This window comes from Paenibacillus sp. FSL H7-0690 (assembly GCF_037980415.1).
Taxonomy (GTDB): domain Bacteria; phylum Bacillota; class Bacilli; order Paenibacillales; family Paenibacillaceae; genus Paenibacillus_AQ; species Paenibacillus_AQ odorifer.
Map to the genome: position 1 here is coordinate 6199149 of NZ_CP150281.1, position 20667 is coordinate 6219815.

A 20667-nucleotide genomic window follows, 5' to 3' on the forward strand; every position below is an offset into this window, starting at 1 on the left:
CCGTAAGAATAACATATTGGATTATACATGTAAAGCTAACTTTCCATCAGCTGAAGTTGATTGCAATTTAACCCGTGATCTTTATAGGTGTAATGATTTAGGGCACGCCTTGTTGATACTACATCTGTAGAATCGGGCATGAAAAAACGCCACTCGTTAACTCCCTAATAGGAGTACGGGTGACGTTGAGTGTTTCACGGGCGACAACTTATAAAAAAACACTTCAGTTAGCTTAGTCTGCCTCAAGAATATACCCTCCGAAAGTTTGCCTTTTGGATAAAAAAGTGTCATTGTCAGCAGAAAATAAAATATTAAGACTGTCTCTGTTTCATTGAACAAAAGTCTCCTGTTAGCTTAAACGACATTACGCACCGAGTTTAGCCTTGCAGGGGTGTCTGTTGGCGTAGATATGATTTAATAAGCTGTCGGCAGCTTCTTCGACTATAGATTCAAATTTTTCTCTTACTTACTATGGTTTATTAAATGAGCAATTTCTTTAACTCTCTCCATTGTAATTCCTTCTCTTTGTTCAACTGCAAGTGGATGATTCGTTTGTTCTAATTCTATTAACGGAACAGCACCAACCTCTTGTGTATGCACCATTGTCTTTAACGATAATGTAGTTATTGGATATATTGAAAGTTCAGTCGATAACCAACCAAAATAAGGTTCTTCCGTCTCCCTTCCTTCTACGTGCAATAATTCATTAGACTTCAGAAAGTTTTCTTCACTAAGAGAAACCCACACACTCCATATAAATTTCTCTTTGCTATCGATTATTGGTATTTCAATATGGCCTCTAATAAAGAAATGCTGTTCATCAATTACACAAAAATCTCTAATTAATTCTGTTCTTTTCTCTTCTGGTACAGTGTAAAAATAATATGGTGCTTCACTTCCGTAACATAAAGGAAGTTCACTTAATTCGTTGTTACAGTGAGGGCATTTCATGTTTTCTGCTCCTTATAGTTTCTCGCCGATTTCTTATAACGTCTTATTCGGGAACTTTGTGATAATTCCATCTTTTGAGTATTCGCGAAATTACTGAGTTATCCTGCCCCTTTACTTCAATAAAAACGGCAGCTGATCCTCGGATCGGCTGCCTTCTTGTTGCGATTAAACTATCGTGATCCGTTATTTTAATCATATCAACTCTGAGATAAACATTGGTGTAGCTCCATCCTCTGTATTAAAGCCAAACTTATTATAAAAATCCACTGCATGCGGATAAGAAATTAATACCTTTGTTTTACACCCTTTATATCTATCAAGCATTATATTCATCATTTCCTTACCTATACCTATACTCTGATAACTCGGATTAATAAGCATATAATGAAAATATACCGTTAAAACACCATCTGACAAAGCATTTATTAAACCGACAAGCTTTCCTCCTTCCCAAGCGGTAACAATTGAATGAGACCCTCCGATTGCTTGTAAAAGCTCGTTTGGATACTTGCCAGACTCCCATTCTACCGAAAGAAATAACTCTTGGAGTGCATCCTTAGTGATATCCTCTTTGCTTGAAGCGTAATAAATACTCACCCCTACACCTTCCTTTCATAAAACTAACTACGGCACACATCTGTTTTAAACTCCCATATTTCGATGGTTTTGCAATCCTTACGAAGCCATAAAATAATACCGACAAAGCAATTTCGGATTTATCAAAGTGAATAATCACTTTATTTACCTCAATATACTATAAAAATATGTATAGAAAATGGATTAACTGCAGTGGAATTTGTATTTATTCACATTAGAGAATTCATGAGAATACTTTTTTCACTTAAGCATACTATTCCTAAGACTTATAGCGTTAATCTGCCAGTTAGCTAAATAGATAACATTGAACTATAGTTAAATATTTAGCTAATCGGCGAAGTATAACATTCTTGTCCTCAGCCTGGGGCAAGAAACGTGCTTCCTTAATCAAAAAAAGCCGCTAAATTAGCGACTTTTAATCAAACAATTTTCTTTTCCTAAACCCTTTCCTTTGTATTTAATCTAACATGTGCGTTTTTTAATGAACAGTTGTATCTGATAATCCCACTGCAATATTCCAGTCACAATAATGTTATGAAGAACAAAATCTGGACACACATCGTATTCCGTCTTTGCCCTTTCAAGTAAATTTTGTAATACAGCATTCTTATTCTCTTCGGTACAGTTTGCACACAGATAGTCCCCTTCTGGTAGCACAGTTAACCCCTCTAAAGACGGATATTTCAAGCAAACAGCAAATAACCGTGTTATTCCTTCAGTCGTGAACATTCCCGCCATATCTTCAAACAGAAATTGTGAATGCACAGAAGTCTCAATTTGTTGATAGAAATGTCTGTGATAGTCCCATAAATTCTTAAGTGTGGGGCTTTCCATTTTATTCGAAAGCATAATTACCCTTTCCTCTATGTTTCTGACAAAGTAATTTTCACTTTGACTATAACCGTTGTGGAACTTATTTTCATAATGTAGATAGGCACGTTTAATTTTCGATTTTGCATACTGCAGACGAGCAATTTTATCGTCTGCTCTTTTTTCTGCCTGTTTTAGAAATTCAATTACTTTAGAGAGATCATTCTGCTGCAATATATCTTTAATATCCATTAAAGTAAGATCCATTGCTTTGAGCAGTTCAATGGTTTGCAGCTTTACGAGCTCCTGCTCGGAATAGTATCGATATCCCGACAATTCATCTTTATGGCATGGCTTGACTAATCCAATACGATCATAGTGCCGCAAGGTCTCACTGGTCGTCTCTACGATTTCTGCTGCTTGCTTAATTGTAAAATAGTTGTTCATATCTACCCTCTTGACCTTTTTGTAACACAAAAGTTTATGATGATTAAAACATATGCGACTGATAAACGCAACGAAATACAAAAATGGATTTATTACTTTTTCAAGATGATTATGTTCAACTCTAATACTTTGTTGCATATCGCAATTTTTTTGCAGAGCAGCTTAGGTTTGGTATTCGTAGGACTGGCTATATTAAAAAGAAAAATGATTTAACGAAGGAGCATTTTATAATGAAAAGTACTGCAAAAAAATTACTAACTACTATAGGCATATTGGTGACACTATTGATAGCATTGGCAGGATGCTCCTCCCACTCCACTTCCATGGAGAAAAAAAATTACATCATCCCTGCCCAAAAGATTGATACCTTAACAATTGATGCAAAGGACAAAAAAATAACTATTCTCCAATCTAAAGATGAACAAATTCATATTGTTTACTATGAAAGTGAGAAAGATTTTTACAAGATTGATCTATCTGACGATAAAGAACTGTCAATGGTAAGTGACAGTAATAAGGAATGGAACGACTATATCGGAGGAAAAGACTCGCAAGTAACCAGAACTATTCAGGTATGGATACCTGATGCAACTTTAAAAAATTTGACATTAAAAACATCAAATGAAAATATTGTATTACCAACAATCGCGTTTTTAGGGACAGTGGAAGTAAACATAAATAACGGAAATATCCAACTGGACAAATTGAATGTAGGGACGGCTATAACCCTTGAAACAAAAAACGGAAATATTAGCGGTTCTATTCTAGGGCCATATGATGATTTCGCGATCTTAAGCAAGGTAAAGAAAGGAGATAGCAATTTGCCTGCCAATAAAGAGAATGGTTCAAAAAAATTATCTGCTTATACAAATAACGGCGATATTACCTTACAATTTTCTGAGTAGCCAGTAGTTAAATATTAGCTCGTATGAAGTCAGATACAATATTGAAAGGGATAACCCCTGTTTCACTTTTGAAACTTCTGGTCCTACCTCTTCGACTATTCCACCGGCCTATAACCGATAAAATATCCGTCTTGTAATGGAAAATCACCTTGATAAAGTTGTTGATCCGACCCGTAAATCGATTATCTTATGATGTACCCGAAGGCCAAAATATATAAGCTTGATAGTGAATTCCATCAAAATAAGGTATAAGCCGCATTACAGCGGCTTATACCTTCATGATTTTGTTTGACTGTTTTGAACCATCCTTTGGAACTCAATGTATCCGATGCATATAAAAAGTACTACTATCGATATAATTAATATAATACCGTATATTGGATATTCAAACTATCCTGCCAGTTAGCTTAATGAAGCATCGTCAGTCTAATCGGGTTTTCATCTGTTTCATTTAAGGTTTCATTTAAGATCAACGAATTGGGATACGATTTAAGAAATGTTGATTCATCTACTTTTAAAAAAAACTCGCCTTCAAAAATTAGTTGATTCGTATTAGGCCCGATTTGATCTAAATTTCTTGCTATCTCCGATTCCTTAAAGATACTTTGTTTATCTGCTCGCAAGAACATGCCATGAGGTGTATATAGTTGACTATAATACCCTTTTGCGATTTTTGATTCTACGGATTCTACGTTTTTTACTGATTCTACGGATTTTACGTTATTTGTTGAAAAATTAGTGTTAACAGGATTTTCAACTGCCTTATTTACGGTTTCCATTTCTGGATAGGTGTCTGCTTTTGAATTTGATATTAATGCCACTCCTGAAATAATAGTCACTGCAAAGGCTATTAAATATATTTTTTTAAACATATTATCCCGCCCTTTCTATACCAATAAATTATTTCCTACTTCAAAACATTATATTCACTTAAATGTTGAACGAATGGATAAGGTCCGTAAAGGAAAAGATCAAACTAAAAAATGTATTATTTTCCTTATTTTATTATACTACCTTTTAAAGTGCATGTGAACATCAGTTTACTATAATATTAATTTCCTTACGCAATAATCTCCAATTCTCCTCTATGTAATATTATGTTCTAATAAGTCTTTTAATGTGTAGTCTACATGGACACAGATCAATCCACTTACAAAGAGTAGCCGAAGTATGGTGAAATTATTGAAGAGCAGGTGCTTCGGTATCCTGTCCTTTGTTAAACTATTCTCCCTCTATGAGGAATCACTTTTCTCTTGAATGCTCGTAATATCTTAGGTTTCTGATTTTATTCGTTCAGTGCAGACGACTTCATGGTGGAATCAAGTTGAAATCGAAGAAAATGTTGGGACGAGGAAAAGCGCAAAAGAACATCTCCTTAACCACAGTCTGAAGAAAGTGGTTACCTAGGAAAAGTATGGTTGCACTTATGTATCTCCACATTCCTCATGGAGGTCAACCCTCCCAAGTCTCACAGTCCACGCTCTCACATTCCTTCATTCAACCTGTCCATGAGGTGGAGGTCAGATATGCTGCCCGACAGGATCTTCGTCCGTATGATAGTTTCGTTCCGACTCATCCGTGCTTCAGTTGTCTGTATCTCACTGTTTTGGTTCGAACGCTAATGAACTACTATTTCGTTATGCTGCCGTACTTAAAACATTGAATTGAGGGATATCCTCCCGTTAGTTTAATAAAAAGAACGCTCCCGCGCCTTCGCTTGGGCTGCGTCCTCCTCATTATATTCCATTTCCAATTACCTATTAAAGAACGTACGCGGGTAGCACACCATCAACATATTAACAAAATTAAATATCCTCGTCGAATAACCAGTTTAAATCAACATTAATTTCTTTCCTTAATTCTTTTAGAGTTTCGGCAGAGGGTTTAGTCTTTCCCTGCTCAATTTCACTAAGTCGGCCTTGTGAGATCATCTTCCCCCATATAAAAAAAAGATAAAGCCGCCCTGTATTTTCAGGACGGCTCTAGATGTCAGTGTTGCTGTTCCACACTCATTTTTTTCTTAAGCTTTTCAAAACACAACTTTATTGCAATTTTGTTACTCAAAACAATACTTTAATGTTCAGAACGACACATTAATGTAATTAGTCAATGTTCAGTGACATTATAGTTGGTGTCTGAAAAAACCAGTAAAATTAAGTGATTTTCTTATTTTACCTCTAATTAATTTCACAATATAGTTGGTGTCTAAGAAAAACACATAAAATACTTGATGACATTAAAGTTTGTGTCTGATTTTTACATTAGAGTTGGTTCCTAATACTTATTTGCAACTACCAATTTTACTTTTCCGTGGTTGCATAATGTTTTGAAATATTGCAAACTCTTGTTGGCAGTAGGTGTTTCCTTTTTACATCATAAGATACTTTCTCTTAATAAATATCCATGTATAGAACCTCGTTCAATCATGAAATCAAGAATCGGAATAATCTTGTTTTTCAATCTTATTTCTTCTTTAATTTTTTGTCTATTAATGAAAATATATTTTCTCAAAAACATTTCCAAATAGTATAAGGTATTTGATTCTAAATCATCAAGGTTTAAAAACTTGTTATTCGATACAATTGTATGAAGCCACTCAATACCTTCATCTTTAAAATTGCTTCCGATTGAATTCGAAATTTTGACAATAGAATACAATACAGATGGAATATTTCCAATTTCTTTAGAAGCGCTAGTATAGAGAGTCAAATTTTCCTTCTTTAAGCTATGCCACTCTTCAATTCCTTCACGCCACCAACGCCATGCGAATTAGTAATTTATTATGATTTCTGTTAAATGATAGCCACGTGGATTTGAACATAGTTCTTTTATTTTAGGATACAGGTTATCCCAAATATGCCAAAATTGTTCATGACGGTTTAGGTTATCTTCCGCCAATACTAATTCTTCAATAATTGAAGCCGTTTCTTCTGTTGAAGAAAACGAATCAACAAATGGTTTTAGAAACACATCAATTTCACTTTTTTCTCTTTGTAAAATGAAATAAGCAAATTTTTTGAAAATATGATTGCGTAACAAGTATATGTTAGAGTTGTCCCCCGAATCATCTTTGTAACTTCTTCTGTCTTTTAATAACTGTGAAGCTAATGAAGGCAACGATTTCGTATAAATGTCTAAGTGTATTTTATCTTTCGTCTCCGAAGGAATTAATTGAAGAACTATTTCCAAGTCATGAATATCAAGTGAGGCAATATCATTTATATCAAATGATATATTTTCAAAAGTGAAATCGTCATCTATCTTGCCTAACCTTTCAAAAATTGAACTTTTAGAAATTTGTCCCCAACCTTTTTCTTTCCTTATTTCAGCAATGATATTTTTATAAATAGGTTTGAATTTTATATAACCAAACAAAATTGATTGTGCAACTTTTGAATCCCGTTCCCATAAATTTGATTTGTGAATTGATTCAATAACGTAGTCACATATTCTCTTGTAATGCCCAATTGGTGTTTCATCTAAAAGTGCCAAAACCATTATCGAAACATAATCTTCTGTTTCTTCTGGATTTTCAATTACTAATGCTGGAATTGCATGGACAGCTGCTTCAACTCCGTCACTTATTTGATAACCGTAATCATCTGCAAAAAGATTAGATATTGTTGCAAGAACTATTTCTTTGCAAAAAGCCTTATCTTCTTTTGATAGTTTGTCACTGTGCTCACGTAATAATTTAGAACACGAAAACGCAGGTATGGAATATTCAAACATACCCATTCCGTCTCGTCCCTCTTTCAATTCTTCAACAAGTTGTTTTGTCTCGGATAATGCTAAAAGAGGATTGTTGTCATATTCCTCTTGTTTTGTGGTTTTAGTTTGATTTCTTGCACCAGCCAAAAAATCTGCCCACACTCTTAGCGAAGAATATTTAAAAACATCTTGGTATTGATTTAAGGCTTCTTCACTTTCCTTTTTAAGTTCATCAGAAAGCTCTATGGGACTAAATTCTATTTGTAAATGGTCGTCGTCATGTTGTGATACTTTTGGTTCTAAATTTCGTCTGTCCATTCTTGCCATCAAAATTCCGTAAGATTTACTTGCTAAGGTGTTTGATTTGTGTTGGTCAATTATCCCATACAATTTTTTGATGAATTCAGTATTTTGTTCCTCTGTAAAACCTTTTACGCCAAAAAGCTGATAATTTAAAAACAGTGATTCTAAATTTGAGTTTCTATGTTTATCCTCGCAAGTTTTCAATCTTTCATCTGTGTATAAAATATCTTTAATTTTATCCATTCCATATCCTATTGAATATAGCGATTTTGCTTGAAATTCATTTGTGCACCTGAAAGTGTCCAAATGAAAGAATTCTATTGTTTTGAATAAAATTAAAGCGACATCATAAAACTTATCAGGATTTGCAAGCACAACGCTACATACTAGCGTGGGTTATTGCAGATATTAATCCCCAAACTTTACTATCAGTTGCACGTGTTTCACGCATATTTTGTTTCCTGGTTACTATCAAAATAAAACATGAACTGCTTATTTTTTGCGTGATAATACATCTATTGTTTTTTCAACTTCTTTCACGCCTTCTTCATCCATACAACATTTTAAGACTATCGTTCCATCATTATTCCAACGTAAAGGTATTACATCGGTATCTATATTTACCTCGCCGTCCATATCATAGGAATTATATATTTCTTTAAGTGGAATTTTTGTCGGTTGGGAAAAGTCGAAAAAGAATGTACTTGAAGGGCAAGCCCAATAGCATCCATCAACTGCCAGAATATTATTTTGAGCACAGTATAAAACACTCGTCCAAATAAATGTTTCTTTATGTTCCTTAAAACTCTCGGCTGGGATGAAATGATGTGTACTTAAATCAGACAAATCTAAAACACTATAGCCATATAGCTCAGTCGAAAACAACAGATAATTCTTACCGTTGGAATGTTCAACCATTGAAAAAAAATCAACATGGTAGTCTATATTCTTTAACTCTGTTATTATATTTCCCCTTAGGTCCAACACGTCAGTTTTTGAAGCTCTTACATTGTATTCTGATACTTGGTGGCTATCATCATAGTAATAATATGTCTTAAGTATATGCTTCCCATCCGGCAACAGTCTTTCATTGATATCTTTGGACATAAACTTTTTATTAAAAATATATTCGAACTTTTTCTTATGCTCCTGATATTCATTTGTATAAGCAACATTAATTTCTGACATAATTTTCAACTCCAAATTTATTGTGTGTATTTATGTTCAGCGTATTTCAAAGAACTAATAATTATACGAACAGTTAGACCCCTAATTAATTTTCACAGGTATTCCGAGGTTCCCCGCATAACGTATTATTTACGAATTTCGTGAATATTCTACAATTAAATTATTCGCGAAGTGATTGAACTATCCTGCCCGTTAGCTTAATGAAGTGTCGTCAGTCCAATACTTTATTTTCTCAGTCTACAACTTTGTTTGCTGCTTCAACATAGAACTTTATTTTCATTTGACGGTTTATACATAAGTGAATTTTGAAATAGGATAAAGTTTCATTAATTAACCTATCATAAAAAAGCCCGATGATGTAAGACATCATCGGGACTTTTTTATGATATTTAATGGGCCTATTCAACTTCTAAGACCAACTATTTTGTAAAGGTACTGACATTATTGTCTGAACACTTTCATTAATGTCTGTTCACCAACTTTAATGTCACCAGACAAACAACTGTACTTTTACATCACCAAACCTACTCCACAGTAACACTCTTCGCCAAGTTACGTGGTTTATCCACATCATGACCCAGCGCAAGAGAAGCATAATAGGACAATAATTGCAGAGGCACTACGGACAAAGCTGCTGTCAGCATTGGAAGTGTTTTAGGAATCACGAACACTTGATCAACTGATCTAAGCAGGTCAGTTAAATGCTCTTGGTGCGTGATTGCCAGCACATCTGCGCCCCGAGCTTTCACTTCTTTGATGTTGCTGACGGTCTTCTCAAGTACAGCTTCCTGAGTTGCCAGGGCAATAACTGGAACGCCTTCTTCGATCAGAGCCAATGTACCGTGTTTCAATTCACCTGCAGCATAAGCTTCGGAGTGAATATAAGAAATTTCTTTCAGCTTCAAGGATCCTTCTTGAGCAACAGCGTAGTCTACGCCACGGCCGATGAAGAACAAGTTTTTGTGCTCAGAAATTTGTTCAGCATAACCTTTGATCGCTTCTTTTTGAGCTAGGATCTCTTCTACTTGCTCTGGTAGAGATTGCATAGCTGCAAGAATCTTAGTAACTTGTGCTTCGGTTTGTGTACCACGAACTTCAGCCAAGTAAAGAGCAAACAATCCAAATGCGATCAATTGTGAAGTGTAAGCTTTGGTCGAAGCTACTGCAATTTCTGGACCTGCCAAGGTTACAAACACATCATTTGCTTCGCGAGCGATAGAACTGCCCACAACGTTAGTGATCGCCAATACATGTGCCCCGTTAGCTTGTGCTTCACGCAGAGCTGCCAAAGTATCTGCAGTCTCACCGGATTGGCTGACTACGATAACCAAAGTTTCTGGAGTCACGATTGGTGAACGGTAACGATATTCCGAAGCGATATCATTCTCAACCGGAATACGAACCAAAGATTCGATCATAGTACGTCCTACCACACCAGCGTTGTATGCCGTTCCGCAAGCAACGACTTGAATGTTACGAATGTTCTTGATTTGTTCTTCAGTCATGTTCAGTTCAGGCAATACAACCTTGTTACCTTCGGCATTGATACGACCACGCATGGTGTCGCGGTAAGCCTTAGGTTGCTCGTGTATTTCTTTCAGCATGAAATGCTCGTAGCCGCCTTTTTCTGCGGTAACTGCATCCCAATCGACAGTAATCATTTCCCGAGAAATAAAATTGCCTTCAATCGTCATCAATTCGACAGCATCTCTTGTCAGCACAGCCATTTCGCCGTCGTTCAAAATATATACGTTACGGGTATATTCAAGCAGTGCCGGAATATCTGACCCGATAAAGTTTTCTCCTTCGCCAAGACCGATAATGAGCGGGCTAGCTTGACGCACAGCCACCAGTTTATCTGGTTCATATTCAGTCAGGACGCCTAATGCAAACGCACCGCGCATGAACGTAATCGCTTTTTGTACAGCCTTCACGATATCTCCGTCATATTCGCGAGCAATCAGATGTGAAATAACTTCTGTATCGGTTTCAGAGACAAAGTGGCATCCGCCAGCGATCAGCTCTTCTTTCAGATCCAGATAGTTTTCGACAATACCGTTGTGAACTACCGAGAACTTCATGCTGTTATCCGTATGTGGATGTGAATTCTCATCGGATGGTTTACCGTGAGTCGCCCAGCGTGTGTGTCCGATACCTGCGCTACCTGCCAGCGGGCTGTCTTCGAGCTTCGACTGCAGATTCGCCAAACGGCCTTGAGCTTTCACTACTTGCAGTCCTTCTTGGGTGAATACAGCAATACCAGCGGAATCATATCCACGATATTCCAATTTCTTCAAACCCTCAACCAAGATCCCCTGCGAATTCTGATTACCAATATATCCTACAATACCACACATTATAATTTCCCCCGTCCGAGTTATCGTAATGTGGCGGCATAAGGAAAGAAACGTGCCGTGCGGCATGTTTTTGAGAAAAAGCAAATATTCTGTTGTATTTTAGGATCAACAAAATAAACTGTCACTTACATTCTAATGTTCATGAAATGCACAGCCTTCTCCTCTGCCGTGGCAGAAATAACGTGTTTCCTTCTGATGCGCGCACACATGAATAATATAATTTGTTGCACCCATGAAAACGTTGTGTGAAAGGTCGCCCTTTCATTTTCCGTATCCATTTACGGCTCTGGTGCATCACCGGGAGGTCCCCGCCGAACATTTCGAACACCTCCACCTCGTCAGCTTACGTCTGCCGTGATCCGTTCAAGCCATAGCCTACATAACAAGTAAGCAACTTTCCCTTCTCCCCCGCGCTAGACCAAGCTCTGGCGCTTGCTATTGCTAACCTCACAATCCCCGCTTTCCTTCTAGAATGACACTTAATCTATTATATGCACCTTGTAGTACTTTGGCAATGGCGCACCAACCTAAATTTTACAAAACCAGTTCAAACGATCCAATCCTAAAATAAAATAACACTGGTGCAACGAGTCCGAATCGCTCTCGCTCACTGCACCAGCCTTATAGTTAAGGTAATGGATTATACCAATTCGCGTTGAACTACTTCCACAATTTGATTCACATAAAGATCTAAATCTGCCTTATCCGGTCCCTCTGCCATAACGCGGATTAGAGATTCCGTACCTGACGGACGTACAAGCACACGGCCATTGTCGCCTAGTTTGCCTTCTACTTCTGCGATAGCCGCTTCTATAGCCGGGTTATTAGGGTAGTTAGTCTTATCCTGTACACGAACATTAACCAGCACCTGCGGGTATTTAGTCATCATACTCTTAACTTCGCTAAGCTGTTTGCCTGTAGCCTTAAGCGTGTCTACCAGCTGAATAGCTGTAAGAATACCATCACCAGTTGTATTGTAATCCAGGAAAATAACATGTCCAGACTGTTCTCCGCCTAGATTAAAGCCCCCACGACGCATTTCTTCCATAACATAACGATCCCCTACAGCTGTCTTAGCAGTATTCAGGGATAATTTCTCAGTAGCTTTATAGAATCCGATGTTACTCATAACGGTTGATACAATCGTGCTATCCTTCAGCTTACCTGCACGGTTCATGGCATCACCACAAATACAAAGGATAAAGTCACCATCGACTTCATCACCGTTATTATCAATAGCGATCAGGCGGTCAGCATCTCCGTCAAAAGCAAGTCCCAAATCGGCTCCTTGACGCAAGACTTCTTCACGCAAAGTCTCTGGATGTGTCGAACCAAATCCATCATTAATATTCAATCCATCCGGCTCAGCCCCGATAGAAATAACCTCAGCGCCAAGCTCTCTGAACAGTCTTGGAGCAAGCTCATACGCTGCGCCATGCGCACAGTCCAGTACAACCTTGATTCCCTTAAAGTCCTGAGAAATGGTAGTTTTCAAATACTCCAGATAAAGATACTTAGCATCATTATCTACGGTAACCATACCTAAACCCGAACCGATAGGACGTGGCAATTCATCTACCTCAGCATCCATAAGCTCTTCAATGCGCAGTTCAGTTTCATCTGTAAGCTTGAAGCCATCCCCACCAAAGAACTTAATGCCGTTATCCTCTACAGGATTGTGAGAAGCTGAAATCATGACGCCTGCGTCTGCTTTTAACAATCTCGTAATATAAGCAACAGCAGGGGTACTCACTACGCCTATACGGATTACATCGGCTCCAATAGACAATAAGCCCGCTATCAGCGCGGATTCCAATAAAGGACCGGAAATACGTGTATCCATTCCGATAACAACCTTCGGTTTATCCAAGTTACCCGCTAGTACATATCCTCCACAACGGCCAATACTATAAGCCATTTCTGCAGTCAATTCACGGTTTGCTACTCCCCGCACACCGTCAGTTCCAAAATACTTCCCCATTATTTTTCTCCTTTGAATACGCTACGTTAGCTTAATGTACTATCATATGAATTGCATACTATTTTGGTGTACCTCTGGGCTCAAAAGATTACGTCCCGCCTGTACCTACAGGATTCTCGGAATTCGTACTTGTGTTAGCTGTGCCGTTATTCTCCGGATTGCTATCCGTCGGGACAGGCGTTGGTGTTGCTCCACCAGCCTCTCCACTATGCGTGGGCTTCTCCGTAGGTTCCACATCGCCTATAACAGGTTCAGAACTCGGCTCAGGAGTAGTCACACCCCCCGTATCTGGATGAGGCGTAGGGACTGGTGCTGCAGGCGATAGCAGCTGCACGGTCACAGTAAGTGGCACCCCTGCATTGGCTAGTGCGATGAACTTGGGTAATGATACCCGCAAAGAAACCTCGTGAGTTCCAGCTGAAAGTCCGCTAACATCAGCCACAACCCCTATATTTTTCTTATCAAGTTGATCAAGTAAAGCAGGTGCACCCTTTAAGGTAAGCGCAATTTCCTTGCTTGAAGGATTAACAATACTTCCTTCCAAATCATCCCCCACGCCTTGGAGCTTGATGGGTACCGCCTCAATCGTCCGCTCAGCAATTTCTGAGATGGTTAATGAAACATTCACAGCTTCTGGCATAACTTTCTCCGTTCCAGCCGGTGCCTTCAGATCCACCTTTACTTGTTTCGTCCCCGCAGAATCTATTGCACTAAGGTCGACTGTAGCTTCATAAGCAGATAAAGCTTTTAAAGCCTCTGCTTGTCCATACACTACGACCGTTTCCTGCTCAGGGGTCACTTTGGATAATACGAGTGAATCTGGAAGTTGCCCAGTAAAGCCAATCTCCAGCGGCACACTCTTAAAAGGTAAGGTAATCGGCAATTCCACAGATACAGTAGAAGGCTCAATTACAGCATTTTTAATTTCATTTCCATTATTATCATAAGCGTGTAGCTTCAGCTTTTTTTCTACAAAGGTTTCGTTCTCACCGTTAAGCTCAATAGTCCCTTGTATCTTGGCTACCTTGCTTAGTTCATTATCCGCAAGTGTCACTTTTACAGTATCTGTAGGCTGCAAGACAGGCGTGCCTATTTGATAACCCGCTGCAGGTTTTCCCTTTGTAACCAATGTTATGGGAAAAGACTTCGTGTTTCGCGGTTCTACATGTACAGTAACCTCTTTAGGATTCATTCTTACCAGAGATACACCTTTGGGTAGTTTATAGTAAAGTGGCAACGTGGTGTCCCCAGGTTCAACCTTACTCAGATCAAGCATCACTTTATAGTCATCCGAGAACTGAAAGGAGATATCGGAATTTTTACCCGCTACCTCCAGACTGACACTATCGACAGCCAAGGGTTCAAGGACATATTTGTCCTCGTCAAGGCCGGTCACTTCAATCTTCACATTCTCAATAGTTTTTGTTTTAATATCCACTGTTGTCTGTCCAGAAGGCGCAGTATCGACATGAACCATCGTAAACAAAATGATCCCAAACACAAGGGCTAGAATCTTATTGAAATTGTTATTGTTCATCCACTTATCCATGATTCTTGTCCCCCTTCCGTTTCCAGAAAGTTGAACCCTTCTCCTTCAGCGATGAACTTACACTAAGCTCTTGATGGAGCTTCGATATCATGGATTCTTCCTTAATGTCTCTAACGATCTGGCCATTGATGGCAAGGGAAATCTGCCCTGTCTCCTCCGAGACAATGACAGACACCGAGTCTGCAACCTCACTTATTCCTATAGCAGCCCGATGCCGGGTTCCCAGTTCTTTGCTGATAAAAGGATTCTCGGACAAAGGCAAGTAACAAGCAGCCGCAGCAATCTGATTTCCCTGCATAATAAGGGCTCCGTCATGCAGAGGTGTATTGGGAATAAAGATGTTAATAAGCAATTCGGAGCTTACCAGGGAACGCATGGGTATACCTGACTCTGTATATTCGTTTAGCCCCGTCTCCCGCTCAAAAACGATTAACGCCCCTATTTTTCTGCGAGATAAATAATTCACGGCTTTAATCACTTCGCCGATTAACTTACTGATCTCTTCGTCACTTTCTCCAGCCCGTCCGAAAAATCTGCCCCGTCCAAGCTGCTCCAGTCCCCTTCGTAGTTCCGGCTGAAAAATGATAAAGACAGCTAAGACCCCGAAAGTAAACATTTGATTCATTAGCCATTTAAGTGTATACAAGTCCAAGATTGTGCTTACCGCCCAAATCAAGACCAGAACCAGTATCCCTTTTAAAAGCTGAATCGCCCGCGTCCCGCGTACCATATTAAGCACTTTATAAATAATGTAACTGACGATTAGGATATCAATTATATCTTTAATGGAATCTTTCCATGTTAGCTCAGTAAAATAACTCATTGCCTAAAACCCCCGTCATTTCAAATTAGCTGGGTTTATGTAAAATGTCTGTTAGCTCTGTATCATATCTAGGTTATAACGTTCGGGCTTCAGTTGCAAGTTTAGTCCCTCAATCCTTTCCGAAACCACCCAATTTAAGGAAACAAAAAAGCGCCATCTTTCCGGAAAAAGAGGCGCTAATTAATATTCCTGCTCAAGGTAACCACTGCCCGCATTAACGGTAGGCAACTTCAGAGAACATGTTCGTCACTTTATACCAGAACCAGCTTACTGCCTGGTCTATGCTTTTGACTTGCCCAGAAATATGAGCTGTTGAAGCCTGATATAGAGATCCGTCAATGACTGTCACGTTGCCGTTCACTTCTCCATATACCTGTGCTTTACCGTTCTCTATGGTAAGGTCCCCGGTAATTATTTTGCCGGAAGGTACAATTACAGTATCCCCTTTGATGACCACTTGATCCAAATCAACACCTCTAACTACAAGTTGTCGGTCTGGACTCCAAAAAGTTACGGTGCTCATCAGCATAACGACAAGGAATAGAGATGCCGCTGTAAGTGCAGGGTGTCTCTTGATCCAGGTAATAAAGGCTTTTTCTTTCTTAGTCTTTGGCAATGAACTCATTATCCGGCTTACAAGATCATCTGAAGCTACAGGATTCTGATGCATTAGGGAGAACATCAACATATCTGTCTGTTCCAATTCTTTAAACTTTGCACGGCAATCTGGACAGGATAGAAGATGCTCCTTCAATTCCCTCTGCTGCTGTTCGGGCAAGTCGTCATCCAAGTAGTCATGCATCATAGAGACGGCCAGTTTGCATTCCATAGGAGCCAATCCTTTCATGAGTGCTATTTAATTATCCTAAGACAAAGGGTCAGGACACATAAGACTTGCTTAACTTACATACGTCGCTCTCGAAAAGATGTTTCATAAATAAAATCTATTTTTACATTTTTGGGCCTAATTTTTTACGCAAAAATTCACGGCCTCGATGTACACGCGTCTTAATCGTGGTCACGGGCATATCCAGGACATCACTAATCTCCTGAAGGGACAGATCCTGCAGGTATCTCAGAATCATCACCGACCTGTATTTCACAGGCAGACTGTCAATCGCTTCATAGATTAGCCCCTGCGTCTCAGAGAGCAATAGTTCGGTCTCAGGTGTCACATTGTCGCTCGGAATCAACGAATAGCCATCAAGGCCCTCCTGATCGTTCATTTCAGCATCCAGTGAATAGGTTGGTTTTCGTTTACGTAATCTATCAATACAGAGGTTCGTTCCAATCCGGTAAATCCATGTGGAGAACTTCTGTTTATCATCATAACGATCCAAATTCCTATACACACGCAAAAAGGTCTCCTGAACAATATCCTCCGCCTCATGGCGATTGTTCAACATCCTGTAAGCTAAATGATATATTTTGTCTTTATATAGTTCCACAAGCTCGGCAAATGCCCTTTGGTCGCCCTTCAAGGCGAGCTTTGTCAATCTGCCTTCCAAATTCTCCACCTGTTAACTCCCCCAGACTTGCCGCCCTTGGTATTTCTTCGCAAATATCCACGGTACAAGCAATTAAATCGTAATTCAAGTTTGTGTAAAAATCAAGGATTGTATTGTAACCTTCTATGTAAACTGAGTTAATTTTTAGGAATAAAACACGGTGTGAATACGATAGCATTCCAAAGAATGTTGGACTTTCGGTCGCTGTTATCCTCACATTTCCTGATTATAAACCGCATATAGCGGTCGAAATCTGAGGATAAAGGCGAACGCTGGCGCTCCTACAGTTCCAAATATTCTCTACGCTGCTCCATCACCGAAGTAATAAGTGCCACGTTAATTACCTCCGATTACATCTCGGTTACTTGGGTAGGGTAATAAAGAAATATCGGGTATGACTATCCAATATTTAGGAACAAGTAAAGTTCACAGCAGCAATATACAGTTTATGATCACAACAACTTGTATTAGGCAAAAAAAGTCCGCCCCAAATAGGGCGGACTTTTTGTTGTTAAGACAATATCAGCCGGTATTCCGAAGACCGGCGGCAATGCCGTTGATGGTAAGCAATACTTCGCGAAGCAGCTCGCTATCATCTCCATCAATTTCACGGAGCGCTCTAAGCTCGGATAGCAATTGAACCTGCAGGTAGCTAAGCGGATCAACGTATGGATTGCGGAGTCTGATCGACTCTTGAATCACAGGAACGTTATCCAGAATATCCTGCTGGCCTGTAATCTTCAGGATCAGCTCAGAGGTCAAATTAAACTCATCTTCAATCTGGCCAAAGATCCGTTGACGTGCTTCCTCGTTCTTGCCCATGCTGGCGTATTCCTTAGCAATGATCAAGTCCGCTTTTGAAATAGCCATTTGCAGCGTATCTATCAGTGTAGTAAAGAATGAGAAGTTCTCATACATATGTTGCATTATCTTCAGATTCTCTTCCTTACCCTCATAGAAACTCTGCAGTCCGGTTCCAGCAGCGTACCAGGCTGGGAGCAAATAACGGCTTTGTGTCCATGCAAATACCCAAGGAATTGCACGCAGATCTTCAAAACGGTCGCTGTTCTTCCGTTTAGAAGGACGGGAACCGATATTAAGCTCTCCAACCTCAGGCAGAGGTGTTGATTCTTTGAAATAAGTCAGGAAATCCGGATCACGGAAGATCAAATCCTGATATTTGTTCAGCGAGACCTCAGAAATACGGGCAACAATCTCTTCCCATTTCTCTTCATAAAGATCCGCTTGTGGCACTCTCGCACTAATTGCTGCTGTTACAAGCGCAGATGTCGCTTGCTCCAGACTGCGGTAAGCAATTCCTTGCATGGAGTAACGGGAGGAGATTACTTCTCCCTGCTCGGTAATCTTAATCCCGCCGCCAATTGTCGAAGCAGGCTGAGCAAGAATACTGCGGTTAAGTGGCATACCCCCGCGGCCGAGCGCTCCACCACGACCATGGAAGAACTTCAGCTTGATTCCGAACTTATCCGCTGTCGCTGTAATTTCTTTTAGGGCAACACGCAGTTCCCAGTTAGCAGTAACCACGCCGCCATCTTTATTACTATCTGAATATCCAAGCATGATTTCCTGCAAATCATTCATTGCTCTTACCGCATCACGGTAGATCGGCATATTGAGCAGTGTGTTCATAATTTGCGGTGCTTCATGCAAGTCATCAATCGTTTCAAAAAGTGGCACAGCTTGCAGGGTACATACAACTGTACCGTCGTTATCCTTGCGGAATAGTCCTACCTCTTTGGCGAAGACCATAACCTCCAGAATATCACTCGCAGCTTCAGCCATACTGATCAGATAACTGGTGATACATTGTTTGCCGTACTCTTCCTGCGATGCGAAGATCGTCCGGTAAACCGCCAGACACTCCTCTGTACTTTCAGTATACGTCTGGTAAGAAGAGGTCAACGGACGTGGATCATTCAGCAATTTCTCCAGCAGATCAATCTTCTCGATCTCCGTCAACTTAGAGTAGTCCGGCGAAATGTTCATCTTCGCCAAAATTTCTGTCATGGCATTCTCATGTTCTTGACTGTGTTGACGCACGTCAAGAGTTGCCGTATGGAATCCGAACAGCTCCACTTGGCGGATTAGCTTTTTAATATAAGTATCGGCCACATAGTCGGCGTAGTGATGCCGTAGACTGCGGTCAATGACATTCAAATCATCTATGAACTCCTCAGGTGTAGCATAACGCTCAGGAGTATCTTTTTTCTCATCATCTAAAACATTTTGTGTCTTAGAGATCATGTAGCTAAGCTTGATACGGTAAGGTTCATTGTCATTGCGCCATTCTTCCATCTTGCCTAGGTTAATGATCTGACGATCAGCTTCGATGGATTCTACGAGCTCAGGCGTCACTTTAACAATACTTGTGCTAAAGCTTAGATATTTCATGAGTTCACGCATAATACGCTGATATTCACGAATGGCCAGCTTACGCTGCATGCGTAAAGTCTGCGCAGTGACTGTTGAAGTTACCGATGGGTTACCATCACGGTCTCCGCCAATCCATGATCCAAAACGCAAGTAGGTTGGCACATGCCAATTCTGTCCTGGATAATATTTGCTCAGACAGCGTTCAAGCTCTTGATACACGTCGGGCAATACATGGAAAATCGTCTCATGGAAATAATACATTCCATTACGCACTTCATCGAGTACTGTAGGCTTGCGGTCACGCAGCTCATCCGTTTGCCAAAGCGTAATCACTTCATTCAATAACTTCTCGCGAAGCTGTTCACGTTCACGGAAAGTTAAAGTAGGGTTATCAAGACCCATAACATCATCGGATATCCGTTTATGAATATCGAGAATCGCACGGCGCATAGCTTCCGTTGGATGTGCCGTCATTACAAGTTCCAGAGACAATCCTTCAATAATCTCGTTGACTTCCTCATGAGAGAAATCACGTTCACGAAGCTCTTGAATAGCGCTTTCTATAGAACCGGGTTGTACTGTCTCCCCAGCTGAACGTTCATAGTCACGTTTACGGCGAATCCGGTGGTTCTGTTCGGCAATATTCACCAATTGAAAATAAATGGCGAACGCTCTTATTACCTGATGACGGTTCTCCGGATCCAAAGAATTGATTAACTCCTTAAATTCACTATGCAGTTCAGGTAAAAATAGTGAGCGTAGCGATTTACTGGTCTCGCGGATCTTCTCCACGATCTCTAGCAGTTCGTTACCGCCTTGGTGAACCAAGACCTCTCCTAAAATGTTCCCCAAGAACCGTACGTCCCGTCGCAGCAGATTGTTAGAGTTGCTTTTGCTGACGGTAGTCGTAAGTTCGGTCATGCTGCTCCCCCCATTCTCTTCCGGATCAATGTGTTAAGTTTGTCTGTCTAAATATCGTCTATTAAAGCTTCCTCATATCATACAATAAAACCGTTTGAAAATCTGCAACTTTTTTGTGCTGTAAAGCGACACAGCACCTAAGATTATACACCAATTTCTGAATTTATACAGTCCTTATATTTTATGTATTCTTTCATATATATAATGGCTCTATCGTATATT

14 protein-coding genes and 1 pseudogene are annotated in these 20667 nt (G+C 39.7%); 1 reads left to right on the top strand and 14 read right to left on the bottom strand.

From position 1 onward, the window contains the following. Positions 1 to 462: 462 nt before the first annotated feature. The 3 genes from MHI32_RS27210 to MHI32_RS27220 all read right to left on the bottom strand — a co-directional run bounded on the left by MHI32_RS27210 (position 463) and on the right by MHI32_RS27220 (position 2805). A complete protein-coding gene (locus MHI32_RS27210) occupies positions 463 to 951 on the bottom strand; it encodes a DUF2199 domain-containing protein (protein WP_076309005.1) in 489 nt (162 codons plus the stop codon). A 192-nt stretch (positions 952 to 1143) separates the two neighbouring features. After that, positions 1144 to 1548: a GNAT family N-acetyltransferase gene (locus tag MHI32_RS27215; protein WP_038573410.1), complete on the bottom strand. Its 405-nt coding sequence runs from the start codon at positions 1546 to 1548 to the stop codon at positions 1144 to 1146. Between the two features lie 462 nt (positions 1549 to 2010). Continuing rightward, positions 2011 to 2805, bottom strand: coding sequence for a MerR family transcriptional regulator (locus tag MHI32_RS27220; RefSeq protein ID WP_076309006.1), 795 nt, complete (start codon positions 2803 to 2805; stop codon positions 2011 to 2013). A 230-nt stretch (positions 2806 to 3035) separates the two neighbouring features. On the opposite strand from MHI32_RS27220, the gene MHI32_RS27225 reads away from it, so the two are divergent. Next, positions 3036 to 3710, top strand: a complete 675-nt coding sequence (locus MHI32_RS27225; protein ID WP_076309007.1) for a DUF4097 family beta strand repeat-containing protein — start codon at positions 3036 to 3038, stop codon at positions 3708 to 3710. Positions 3711 to 3764: 54 nt separating this feature from the next. Here MHI32_RS27225 and MHI32_RS27230 read toward each other — a convergent pair. From MHI32_RS27230 to ppc, 11 genes and pseudogenes are all read right to left on the bottom strand, one after another. After that, positions 3765 to 3892, bottom strand: a pseudogene (locus MHI32_RS27230) (glutathione-dependent formaldehyde dehydrogenase); the annotation flags it as partial. A gap of 225 nt (positions 3893 to 4117) precedes the next feature. Further along, a complete protein-coding gene (locus tag MHI32_RS27235) occupies positions 4118 to 4582 on the bottom strand; it encodes a hypothetical protein (RefSeq protein WP_076309008.1) in 465 nt (154 codons plus the stop codon). 1897 nt (positions 4583 to 6479) lie between these two features. Next, a complete protein-coding gene (locus tag MHI32_RS27240) occupies positions 6480 to 7967 on the bottom strand; it encodes a hypothetical protein (RefSeq protein WP_218642822.1) in 1488 nt (495 codons plus the stop codon). A 249-nt stretch (positions 7968 to 8216) separates the two neighbouring features. Continuing rightward, complete coding sequence (locus MHI32_RS27245; RefSeq protein WP_076303161.1) at positions 8217 to 8912, bottom strand: hypothetical protein; 696 nt, start codon at positions 8910 to 8912, stop codon at positions 8217 to 8219. A gap of 524 nt (positions 8913 to 9436) precedes the next feature. Further along, positions 9437 to 11269, bottom strand: a complete 1833-nt coding sequence (gene glmS / locus MHI32_RS27250) for a glutamine--fructose-6-phosphate transaminase (isomerizing) (protein WP_076309009.1) — start codon at positions 11267 to 11269, stop codon at positions 9437 to 9439. A 640-nt stretch (positions 11270 to 11909) separates the two neighbouring features. Then, positions 11910 to 13250 (bottom strand): phosphoglucosamine mutase, encoded by a 1341-nt coding sequence (glmM, locus tag MHI32_RS27255; RefSeq protein WP_340011420.1) that lies wholly within the window; start codon positions 13248 to 13250, stop codon positions 11910 to 11912. Positions 13251 to 13338: 88 nt separating this feature from the next. Continuing rightward, positions 13339 to 14799 carry a CdaR family protein gene (locus MHI32_RS27260; protein ID WP_081386458.1) on the bottom strand — a complete coding sequence of 487 codons (1461 nt, stop codon included), beginning with the start codon at positions 14797 to 14799 and terminating at the stop codon, positions 13339 to 13341. Further along, the gene (gene cdaA, locus MHI32_RS27265) at positions 14792 to 15622 is read right to left on the bottom strand and encodes a diadenylate cyclase CdaA (RefSeq protein WP_036681290.1); all 831 of its coding nucleotides are present in this window, start codon (positions 15620 to 15622) and stop codon (positions 14792 to 14794) included. The genes MHI32_RS27260 and cdaA overlap by 8 nt, the downstream gene beginning before the upstream one ends. A gap of 214 nt (positions 15623 to 15836) precedes the next feature. After that, positions 15837 to 16451, bottom strand: coding sequence for a zf-HC2 domain-containing protein (locus MHI32_RS27270; protein WP_036681404.1), 615 nt, complete (start codon positions 16449 to 16451; stop codon positions 15837 to 15839). A 121-nt stretch (positions 16452 to 16572) separates the two neighbouring features. Beyond that, positions 16573 to 17139 carry an RNA polymerase sigma factor SigW gene (gene sigW / locus MHI32_RS27275; protein ID WP_036681288.1) on the bottom strand — a complete coding sequence of 189 codons (567 nt, stop codon included), beginning with the start codon at positions 17137 to 17139 and terminating at the stop codon, positions 16573 to 16575. A gap of 513 nt (positions 17140 to 17652) precedes the next feature. Then, positions 17653 to 20445, bottom strand: a complete 2793-nt coding sequence (gene ppc / locus MHI32_RS27280) for a phosphoenolpyruvate carboxylase (RefSeq protein WP_038573414.1) — start codon at positions 20443 to 20445, stop codon at positions 17653 to 17655. Between the last annotated feature and the right edge of the window lie 222 nt (positions 20446 to 20667).